The following is a 6,784-nucleotide window of genomic DNA, read 5'->3' as shown; positions in this document are numbered from 1 at the left end:
GCTCCTCCCGACGGGGGTGGGCGGGATGTTACCGCCGGTATCACCGGGATTGAAGATGAACAGGCGTCACTTTTTGGAGTCAGCACAACAGGCACACGGACCACGGCAGTCGACTCGGGGCCTCGTCGGACCGCTTATGGAGGCCATTTGAAATCGGATGGAGCCGATTCGCTTGTCGATACGTCTATTCGGCGACGTCCTTACGACGACGCCGAAGTGACCGGATTAGGTGCAGGTGTGACGGAGGTGCAGGACGATGGCCGGTTTCCGGAGTCTGGCGAGACAGGTCCGCGATCCGCGGTGCGATCTGGCACTGCGGCGCTATTCGCTGCGCAAGTGCCTTGAGAGGTTCGCCCCTTACGGGCACAGGGCGACCTGGGACCATCTGTGTTCCCGGGCCGGGTTCGGTCCCGAGGACCGGTCCCCCGATCCGGTGCGGCTCGTGGCCGCACTGGACGAACTGGAGGAGGCGCGGGCGGTCTGGCTGGCCTACGAGGTCGATTTCGCCGAGCGCCGCAAGAAGGAAAAGCACGACGGACTGCGCCGGCCGGGCAGTGTGGACGACTGGCACCGGCTGACCTGGGGCGGTTTCGGCGTGGCCTGGTGCGACGATCCGGCGGTCCATCCCCGTGAACCGCTGGCCGAGGTGCTGCGCCGGCTGATCGCCGCGCTGGAGCGTGAACCGGGCTCGACGTGCCCGGTGTGCGGCGGGGAGCAACTCGCCTGGAAGTACGACCTGGACCACGAGCCCTCGGCGGGTCCGGTCTGCACGGACTGCGGAATTCTCGTACCGCGTCCGGTGCTCACGCCCGAGTCCCTGGCGGACGCCAGGCGGGCGAGGCTGTTGGTGTCGGCTTGACGAGTGCGGGTGCGCGGGGGGTGCGCCGGGGATGCCGCACCCCCACTGTCAGTGGGTGCTGACACCATCGTCGACATGGTGCAGGTGTGTCTGAACGGTCCGCGGACCGCCGCCGACGGTACGGCGGTGCCGCTGACGCCTGATTCCATGGCCGACTCCGCCGCTCAGGCCGTCGCGGCCGGGGCCACGGACATCCATGTCCATCCCAAGACGCCGTGCGGGCGGGACACGCTGTCACCCCGGGTGCTCGCGGAGACGCTGTCGACGATTCGCTCGCGCGTGCGGGTGCCGGTGGGGGTGACCACGGGGGCATGGGCCGAGCCGGACCCTGCCGCCAGGCTGGAGCGGATACGGAGCTGGACCGTCCTGCCCGACCACGCCTCGGTCAACTGGCATGAGCCCGGCGCGGAGGAGGTCGCCGCCCTGCTCCTGGATCTCGGGGTGGGCGTGGAGGCGGGCATCTGGTCCGGGACGGATGGTGCGGAGCGGTTTGCCGACTCGCCGCTGGGGTCGAGGGTGCTGCGGGTCTTGGCCGAGGTGACGGACACGGATCCTTCGACGGCCGCGGGGTCCGCCCGGGCACTGCTGTCCGACCTCGGGCCCGCGCATGGGCGTCCTGTCCTGCTGCACGGGGAGGACGGGGGTGCGTGGCCGGTGCTGCGGCTTGCGGGCGAGCTGGGGTTGGCCACGCGGGTCGGGGTGGAGGATGTGCTGGTCCTGCCCGACGGGAGGCGAGCCGGGTCCAATGCGGAGTTGGTCGCGGCGGGGTTGGAGGAGTACGAGGCGGGTCGGCGGGGTGCTCGGCGTGGTCGCTGAGGCCGGGGCGTTGCGCAACTCGGCGCGACGAGGTGCCGCTGCGCCCACCCGTGCCGCCTGGGGGCACCTCCCAGGCCCTTAAGGCACTGGGGGAGGCACGACTGCCCGCAGCTAGGCGGAGACGCGCCCGCACCCGCGCACGGCGAGCAGGGGGCGTGTCGGGGGGTGTCCGCCCGCAGCGGTTGGCGCGTCAACGGGGGGTTAGTCGGTACGCAAGTCCATCGCGCCGTTCCGAGGACGGACACCCCCCGGCGCGGCCCCGACCCACAAGCCAGCCGCAGGCGCTACGCGCACCCCCACCGAAGCAGCCACAGGCCGCCGCAGGCACCCGGCCCAACCGCCGGAGGCAGGCGCGCTACCCGCGCCCCTTGTCCACCATCAGGCGCGACCCCGCCCGGCGTTCGCCGAAGACGTCGCCCGGGTTGGAGAGGACGCACGTGTCGAGGGAGAGGCAGCCGCAGCCGATGCAGTCGGTGAGGTGGTCGCGGAGGCGGTTCAGCTGCTTGATGCGTTCGTCCAGTTCCGAGCGCCAGGCCTCCGACAGATGCGCCCAGTCCTCCCGGGTCGGCGTCCGCTCCTCGGGAAGCTCCGCCAGCGCCTCGCGGATCGTCGCCAGCGGGATGCCGACCCGTTGCGCGGCCCGGATGAAGGCGACCCTGCGCAACGTGTCCCGCGCGTAGCGGCGCTGGTTGCCGGCGGTCCGGCGACTGCTGATCAGGCCTTTCGACTCGTAGAAGTGCAGGGCGGAAACGGCGGCCCCGCTGCGCGCCGCCAGCTGGCCGACCGTGAGCTCGTGGATCTTCTCTGAAATCTGGGGCACCCCGCGACCCTACCCAGTCCGTTGACACGGCCCCCGCAGCCGACCATGCTAAGCAGTCGCTTAGAGATTCAAGCGCACGCAGACTTCCTGACGCGAGAGGCCGGGACATGGCACAGCCGAGGATCTTCACGTCCGTCGACGACCTGAAGTCGTCGGTGGGCGAGCAACTGGGACACACCGACTGGCTCGACATCGACCAGAAGCGGATCGACCTCTTCGCGGAGGCCACCGGCGACCACCAGTGGATCCACGTCGACCCGGAGAAGGCCGCCGCGGGCCCCTTCGGGACGACCATCGCCCACGGCTATCTCACCCTGTCGCTGCTGCCCCTCTTCGGACCGCAGCTGATCTCCGTCGAGGGCGTGAAGATGGGCGTCAACTACGGGACAAACAAGGTCCGCTTCCCCTCCCCCGTCCCCGCCGGCTCCCGGCTCCGCGCCACCGCGACCATCAGCGCCGTCGACGACGTGCCCGGCGGCGTCCAGGTCACCGTCGCCTTCACGGTGGAACGCGAGGGCGGCGACAAGCCCGTGTGCGTCGCCGAGTCCGTCGCCCGCTACTACTTCTGAACCCGGCGGGCTACTTGTCCCCCACCATCCGCAGCACGAGGTCGGCGTACAGCGCGCCGACCTCGTCCGGCGTCCACGGCCCGTCGACGTTGAACCAACGGGCCACGTCGATGCAGAGCGAGAGCACGGCCAGGGTCGTGCCCTTCACGTCCAGTACGTCGAACTCACCGGCCGCGACGCCGTCCTCGATGATCGCCCGCACCTCGGCGTCGCACTGCCGCCGCAGCGCGAGGATCTCGGCGCGGGCGTCCGGACCGAGCGAGTCCAGCTCGTACTGGACGACCCGGGCGGTGGTGCGTCCGCCGGCGTGCCAGCGGACGAAGGAGCTGACGGCGCCGGCCAGGCGCTCACGGGCGGTGCCCTCCCGCCGGGCCGCCGTCCGCAGGATCTCCAGGGCCTTCTCGTGCCCGATCCTGCTGATGCGGTGCAGCAGCTCTTCCTTGGTCTTGTAGTGGATGTAGAGCGCGGCCGGGCTCATCCCGGCGCGACCCGCGATGTCCCGGGTCGTCGTGGCGTGGTACCCGCGCTCGGCGAAGGCCTCCACCGCGGCGACCAGCAGCCGTCGCGCCGCGTCGGGCGTGACCTCGCCCCACGCCTGCGCCTCGCCGCCGGCCGTCTCCTCCGCCGTACTCATCACTCGCCCCTCTCCACCGACAGGGCCACCACCATACCGCCGAAGGTGAGCGAGCGCTTAGTGCGACCGCCCGGCCCGCCCGCTCAGTGCTTCTCGAAAGGGCCGTACGAGGGCGAGGGCACCGCACCCGCCGCCCCCTCCTGCCGGTCCCGGATCACCTTGGCGAGGGTGAAGGAGGAGGTGACCAGGTACAGGACGGCGATGGCGAGGAAGCCCCGCACCCAGGCGTCGGCGCTCAGCTGGTAGATGCCGATCGCGGTGGCCGCCATGGCGACGGCGAAGGAGGCGACGGCCTGGCCGTAGAAGGCGGCCGTGTTCTGCTTGCTACCCGGTGTCTCACTCATGGGGGAAGCTTCGGGCGGACGTGGCCCGCGCCACATCCGCTGACGTACTCAGGGACGTACTCAGAATGCCGAAACCCCCGTCAGCGCACGCCCGATGACCAGCTTCTGGATCTGGCTCGTGCCCTCGTAGAGGGTCATCACGCGGGCGTCCCGCAGCAGCTTGCCCGCCGGGTACTCGTCGATGTAGCCGTAGCCGCCGAAGACCTGGAGCGCGTTGTTCGCGGCGCGGACGGCCGCCTCCGAGGCGAACAGCTTCGCCTTGGACGACTCGACGGCGAACGGCCGGCCGCGGTCGATCAGGTCGGCGACCCGCCAGGTCAGCAGCCGGGCGGCGTCGACGTCCACGGCGATGTCACTGATCAGTTCCTGGACCAGCTGGTGACGGGCGATGGTCTTCCCGAACTGCTCGCGCTCGCCCGCGTACCGCACGGCGGCGTCCAGTGCGGCCTGGGCTATGCCGACACAGCCCGCGGCGACGGACATCCGGCCCTTGGCGAGGGCGGACATGGCGACGGAGAAGCCCTTGCCCTCCTCCCCCAGCAGCGCCGAGGCGGGCACCCGCACGTCCTCCAGCACGAGCTCGGCCGTGGCCTGGCCGCGCAGCCCCAGCTTCCCGTGGATCGTGCGGCGCGTCAGGCCGGGCGTGTCGGTGGGGACCAGGAAGGCGGACACGCCCTTGTGGCCGGGGGCGTCCGTGGAGCGGGCGAAGAGCAGGACGACGTCGGCCCAGGTGCCGTTGGTGATGAACATCTTGGTGCCGTTGATGACGTAGTCGCCGCCGTCCCGTACCGCCCGCGTCGCGAGGTTGCCCGCGTCCGAGCCCGTGCCCGGCTCGGTCAGGCCGAAGCAGCCGACCGCCTCGCCGGAGGTGAGCCCCGGCAGCCAGCGCCGCTTCTGCTCCTCGCTCCCCCAGGCGGCGACGGTCTTCGCGACGAGCCCCAGCGAGACGGAGACGATCCCGCGCACGGACGAGTCGCCCCGGCCGAGTTCCTCCGTGACCAGGCAGTACGCGAGGTGGTCACCGCCCGAGCCGCCGTACTCCTCGTCGATCGTCAGGCCCAGGAAGCCGACCTCGCCGAGCTTCTTGACGATCGCGCGGTCGACTTCCTCGGCGCGGTCCCAGACGACGGCGTTCGGGGCGATCTCGCGCTCGACGAAGTCCCGGGCGAGCTGCCGTACGGCGGTCTGCTCCTCGCTGAGCTCCAGGTTCACCACAGTCACTCCACTTGAAAGCCGTACATTTAAATTAGCACTGCTAGTTTCCATCGGCAGCCCTACTATGTGCGCCATGGCCCGACCGCGCAAGCCCCTGCTCAGCACCGACCGGATCGTCGAGACGGCCCGTGCGCTCGTGGACGCGGAGGGCCTCGCGGCCGTCTCCACCCGCCGGCTCGCCGCCGAACTCGGGGTCAGCGGGCCCTCGCTCTACAACCACTTCCGCACCAAGGACGAGATCCTTGAGGCGGTCGCCGACTCGGTGAGCGGCCAGGTGGACCTGACGATGTTCGAGGACGGCCGGGACTGGCGGACCGCGCTGCACGACTGGGCCGTCTCCTACCGGGCCGCGCTGCGCGACCACCCGAACATCGTCCCGGTGCTGGCCCGAGGCCCCGGCCGCCGCCCGGCCGGACTGCGGCTCGCGGACGCCGTCTACGGCGCCATGGTCGAGGCGGGCTGGCCGCCGGCGCAGGCCACGTCCATCGGCGCGCTGATGCGCTACTTCGTGATGGGCTCCGCGCTCGGTTCCTTCGCCGGGGGCTTCGTGGACGACGCGAGCGCCTACGATCCCGCCGACTACCCCCATCTCCAGCAGGCCCATCGGCTCGCCGAGCAGCAGGAGAAGATCGACGAGCGGGCGTTCGAGACCGGGTTGACGGCCCTGCTGGACGGGCTGGCACGGCAGTACGAGCAGGTGCGGCGGACCGCGTAGCAACGCCGGGTCACACGGTTCGGCGGCGGCCGAAGTATCCGTGTTCCATGCTGGGGGCATGACGACGAGAGACCCGCAGGCCACGGCTCTGGCCCGGCTCGCCGCGCTGTTCGCGGACGAGACCCGGGCGGCATGTCTGCTGGCGCTGCTCGACGGGCGGGCCTGGACCGCGAGCGAACTGGCGCGGCACGCGGGTGTCGCCGCGTCGACGCTGAGCGAGCACCTCGGCAGGCTCGTCGCGGGCGGGCTGCTCGCCGAGGAGCGGCAGGGCCGGCACCGGTACGTCCGGCTGGCCGACGCGCGGGTCGCGCAGCTGGTGGAGGACCTGGCTGCGCAGGTCGCGCCGGGCAGGACCGTACGGCCGCGGAACCTGCGGGAGTCCAGCGCAGGTTCGGCGATGGCCCGGGGCCGCACCTGCTACGACCATCTCGCCGGGCGGCTCGGCATCGCGGTCACGGACGCGCTGACGGCGCGCGGGCTGCTGCAGCAGGAGACCGGGTTCGCGCTCACCGACGCCGGGCTGGCGTGGTTCGAGTCGGCCGGAATCGGCCTCGACCGGCGTGGCCGGCGCCCCCTGGCCCGTGCCTGTCTCGACTGGACCGAACGCCGGCCCCACCTCGCGGGCATCGCGGGCGCGGCCCTGTGCCGGCACGCCCTGGACACCGGGTGGTGCGTGCGCATCGGCTCCGAGCGGGCCGTGAAGGTCACGGCGGCCGGTGAGCGGGCCCTGTTCGACCTGCTGGGCGTGCAGGCCACGGAACTGCGCTGACGCCCCCACCGGACGACCCGCGGCCGCCCCGCCCGACGCACCC

The 6,784-nt window shown here is 71.7% G+C and carries 9 protein-coding genes; 5 read left to right on the top strand and 4 right to left on the bottom strand.

Annotated features, from left to right (window positions below; all coding sequences use genetic code 11):
• Positions 1–256: 256 nt before the first annotated feature.
• Both CCL05_RS32735 and CCL05_RS32730 read left to right on the top strand, forming a co-directional pair.
• Entirely contained in the window at positions 257–859 is a 603-nt protein-coding gene (locus tag CCL05_RS32735; RefSeq protein WP_086564300.1) for a hypothetical protein, read from the top strand.
• Between the two features lie 75 nt (positions 860–934).
• Positions 935–1,675 (top strand): 3-keto-5-aminohexanoate cleavage protein, encoded by a 741-nt coding sequence (locus CCL05_RS32730; RefSeq protein ID WP_167409659.1) that lies wholly within the window; start codon positions 935–937, stop codon positions 1,673–1,675.
• Positions 1,676–2,030: 355 nt separating this feature from the next.
• Here CCL05_RS32730 and soxR read toward each other — a convergent pair whose 3' ends face one another.
• Positions 2,031–2,495 carry a redox-sensitive transcriptional activator SoxR gene (soxR, locus tag CCL05_RS32725; protein WP_086564299.1) on the bottom strand — a complete coding sequence of 155 codons (465 nt, stop codon included), beginning with the start codon at positions 2,493–2,495 and terminating at the stop codon, positions 2,031–2,033.
• 107 nt (positions 2,496–2,602) lie between these two features.
• Here soxR and CCL05_RS32720 point away from each other — a divergent pair, with 107 nt between their 5' ends.
• On the top strand, positions 2,603–3,064 hold the full coding sequence (locus tag CCL05_RS32720; RefSeq protein WP_086564298.1) for a MaoC family dehydratase: 462 nt from the start codon (positions 2,603–2,605) through the stop codon (positions 3,062–3,064).
• A 10-nt stretch (positions 3,065–3,074) separates the two neighbouring features.
• Here CCL05_RS32720 and CCL05_RS32715 read toward each other — a convergent pair whose 3' ends face one another.
• From CCL05_RS32715 to CCL05_RS32705, 3 genes are all read right to left on the bottom strand, one after another.
• On the bottom strand, positions 3,075–3,698 hold the full coding sequence (locus tag CCL05_RS32715; protein ID WP_086564297.1) for a TetR/AcrR family transcriptional regulator: 624 nt from the start codon (positions 3,696–3,698) through the stop codon (positions 3,075–3,077).
• Between the two features lie 83 nt (positions 3,699–3,781).
• On the bottom strand, positions 3,782–4,042 hold the full coding sequence (locus CCL05_RS32710; RefSeq protein WP_086564296.1) for a YiaA/YiaB family inner membrane protein: 261 nt from the start codon (positions 4,040–4,042) through the stop codon (positions 3,782–3,784).
• A 60-nt stretch (positions 4,043–4,102) separates the two neighbouring features.
• Positions 4,103–5,254, bottom strand: coding sequence for an acyl-CoA dehydrogenase family protein (locus tag CCL05_RS32705; protein WP_086564295.1), 1,152 nt, complete (start codon positions 5,252–5,254; stop codon positions 4,103–4,105).
• A gap of 76 nt (positions 5,255–5,330) precedes the next feature.
• On the opposite strand from CCL05_RS32705, the gene CCL05_RS32700 reads away from it, so the two are divergent.
• Together CCL05_RS32700 and CCL05_RS32695 are read left to right on the top strand one after the other, a co-directional pair.
• The gene (locus tag CCL05_RS32700) at positions 5,331–5,972 is read left to right on the top strand and encodes a TetR/AcrR family transcriptional regulator (protein WP_086564294.1); all 642 of its coding nucleotides are present in this window, start codon (positions 5,331–5,333) and stop codon (positions 5,970–5,972) included.
• Positions 5,973–6,030: 58 nt separating this feature from the next.
• Positions 6,031–6,741, top strand: a complete 711-nt coding sequence (locus CCL05_RS32695) for an ArsR/SmtB family transcription factor (RefSeq protein WP_086564293.1) — start codon at positions 6,031–6,033, stop codon at positions 6,739–6,741.
• Positions 6,742–6,784: the final 43 nt, after the last annotated feature.

Origin of the sequence: Streptomyces africanus, assembly GCF_002150735.1 — a bacterium.
Classification (GTDB): domain Bacteria; phylum Actinomycetota; class Actinomycetes; order Streptomycetales; family Streptomycetaceae; genus Streptomyces; species Streptomyces africanus.
This window is presented reverse-complemented; position numbering and strand designations above follow the sequence as displayed.

Excerpts from the sequence above, each read along its gene's own strand:
- CCL05_RS32720 (WP_086564298.1), top strand. The coding sequence starts at position 2,603 with ATGGCACAGCCGAGGATCTTCACGTCCGTCGACGACCTGAAGTCGTCG.
- CCL05_RS32735 (WP_086564300.1), top strand. The coding sequence starts at position 257 with ATGGCCGGTTTCCGGAGTCTGGCGAGACAGGTCCGCGATCCGCGGTGC.
- CCL05_RS32715 (WP_086564297.1), bottom strand. The coding sequence starts at position 3,698 with ATGAGTACGGCGGAGGAGACGGCCGGCGGCGAGGCGCAGGCGTGGGGC.
- CCL05_RS32710 (WP_086564296.1), bottom strand. The coding sequence starts at position 4,042 with ATGAGTGAGACACCGGGTAGCAAGCAGAACACGGCCGCCTTCTACGGC.
- CCL05_RS32730 (WP_167409659.1), top strand. The coding sequence starts at position 935 with ATGGTGCAGGTGTGTCTGAACGGTCCGCGGACCGCCGCCGACGGTACG.
- CCL05_RS32695 (WP_086564293.1), top strand. The coding sequence starts at position 6,031 with ATGACGACGAGAGACCCGCAGGCCACGGCTCTGGCCCGGCTCGCCGCG.
- CCL05_RS32700 (WP_086564294.1), top strand. The coding sequence starts at position 5,331 with ATGGCCCGACCGCGCAAGCCCCTGCTCAGCACCGACCGGATCGTCGAG.